Source organism: Rubrivirga sp., assembly GCF_049648075.1.
In the GTDB taxonomy this organism is placed as follows: domain Bacteria; phylum Bacteroidota; class Rhodothermia; order Rhodothermales; family Rubricoccaceae; genus Rubrivirga.
In genome coordinates this window covers 1-1,861 of the sequence record NZ_JBARYR010000507.1, presented here as the reverse complement: position 1 = coordinate 1,861, position 1,861 = coordinate 1, and the positions used below count along the sequence as shown (strand labels likewise).

General features: G+C 72.6%; 2 protein-coding genes. Both read right to left on the bottom strand.

Going from position 1 to position 1,861, the window contains the following annotated elements; genetic code table 11:
- Window positions 1-714, bottom strand: a 714-nt coding sequence (locus tag WBA11_RS14270) for an SDR family NAD(P)-dependent oxidoreductase (RefSeq protein ID WP_424521340.1), incomplete at its 3' end; no start/stop codon positions are given.
- Window positions 715-1,045: 331 nt separating this feature from the next.
- Window positions 1,046-1,699 (bottom strand): response regulator, encoded by a 654-nt coding sequence (locus tag WBA11_RS14265; RefSeq protein WP_424521339.1) that lies wholly within the window; start codon window positions 1,697-1,699, stop codon window positions 1,046-1,048.
- Between the last annotated feature and the right edge of the window lie 162 nt (window positions 1,700-1,861).

The window sequence follows — 1,861 nt, the reverse complement described above, 5'->3', positions numbered from 1 at the left end:
GGTGACGAACGAGGCGTCGGTCGAGCTCAGCCAGGCGACCAGGCCCGCCACCTCGTCGGGCTCCCCCAGACGACCGACCGGGTGCCGGCCGACCAGCATCGCGCGCGTCTCGTCGTCGTCCTCGAGGGCGGAGATCATCGGCGTGCGGATAAAGGCCGGCCCGACCGAGTTGACGCGGACGCCTTGGGCGCCGTACTCGAGGGCGGCCGTCCGCGTCAGCCCGACGACGCCGTGCTTGGCGGCGACGTAGGCGGGCGCGGTCTCGAACCCGACCTGGCCCAGGATCGACGCCACGTTGACGATGGCCCCGCCGCCCGACTCGAGCAGGGCCGGGATCTGGTGCTTCATCCCGTAGAACACGCCCGACAGGTTGACGTCGATCACGTGCTGCCAGTCCTCGACGGCGTAGTCGGCCGTGAGTGCCTGGGCGCCGCCGACGCCGGCGTTGTTGCAGGCCGCGTCGAGCCGTCCGTAGGCCTCGATGGTCCGGCGGACCAGGTCGCGGCAGGCGTCGGGGTCCGAGACGTCGGAGGCGACGGCCATCGCCGTCCCGCCGGCCTCCTCGATCTGGCGCACGGTCTCTTCGGCGCCCTCGAGGTCGATGTCGGAGACGGTGACCTCGGCGCCGTCGCGGGCGTAGCGGAGGGCGATCGAGCGGCCGATCCCGGAGCCGGCGCCGGTGACGAGGGCGACGGACGGAGCAGGTGACGACATGGGCGGTGGAGGCGGTGTGAGACCAACCTCGAGGTACCGAGACCGCGCCTCTGTCGGAGATCCGCCGAGCGGGCTGCGGTCTCTCCACGGAGCCGCCTGCGAGGCTCGGCCCCACGCGCTGCGCCGCGGCCCCTACGCCGTCGACGCCTCGACCACGAGGACGACCCGACCGGGACCGCCCAGACTGGGAACGCCCCACGCTGTCCGGCCTCGAGGAGCCGACCTCGGTGGTCCGACCTCGAGTTCGGACGGCCACCACCCCCTGTCCCCCCTCCTCATCCGAGAAGGGGACCCAGCCCGCGACCTCGAGGACGGGCACGCCGCTCGGGCGCTACCGGCCGGCGCCCTCGCCCTCGACCCAGGCGACGGCGTGCTTGATGAGCTCCGTCCCGTTCGCCAGGCCCAGCTTGGCCTTGATCCGCGAGCGGTAGCTCTCGACCGTCTTGACCGACAGGTGCAGCCGCTCGGAGATCTCCCGCGTCGGGATCCCGCGGCCCGTCATCTCGAACACCTCGAGTTCGCGGTCGCTCAGGACCTCGAGCGGCGTCTGCGTCGCGTCCTTGGCGCCGGACGCCGCGCCGAACAGTATCTTGTCCTTGAGGTCCTCCGACAGGTGGATGCCGCCCCGCAGCACGCGCCGGATCGCCGTCACGATCTGGTCCCCCGCGGCCACCTTCGAGACGTAGCCGCGCGCTCCGGCGCGGACGGCGCGCTCGGCGTAGAGCTCCTCGTCGTGGCGCGAGACGACCAGCACGCGCAAGTCGGGGTGCTGGGACAGCAGGTTCTTGAGCAGCTCCAGCCCGTTCATGCCGGGCAGCGAAATGTCGGTGATGACCAGGTCGGGCGCGACGTCGTCGAAGATGGCGACGGCCTCCTCGGCGTCGCCGGCCTGGGCGGCGACCTCGAGGTCGGCCTCGGCCTCGATGGTCATGGCGATGCCCTGGCGGAGCAGCGGGTGGTCGTCGACGAGCAGGATGCGGGTCATGAGGTCGAGTCGGTGTAGAAGCCGGGGCCGCGGAGCGGGACCGTGCAGGTCACGACGGTCCCGCGCTGGGCGCCGGGCCGGACCTCGAGCGAGCCGCCGGCCAGGTGGGCGCGGTAGTGCATGATGCGCAGGCCCATGCCGCGCTGGTCGGCCGGCCTCGAG

Excerpts from the sequence above, each read along its gene's own strand:
- WBA11_RS14265 (WP_424521339.1), bottom strand. The coding sequence starts at position 1,699 with ATGACCCGCATCCTGCTCGTCGACGACCACCCGCTGCTCCGCCAGGGC.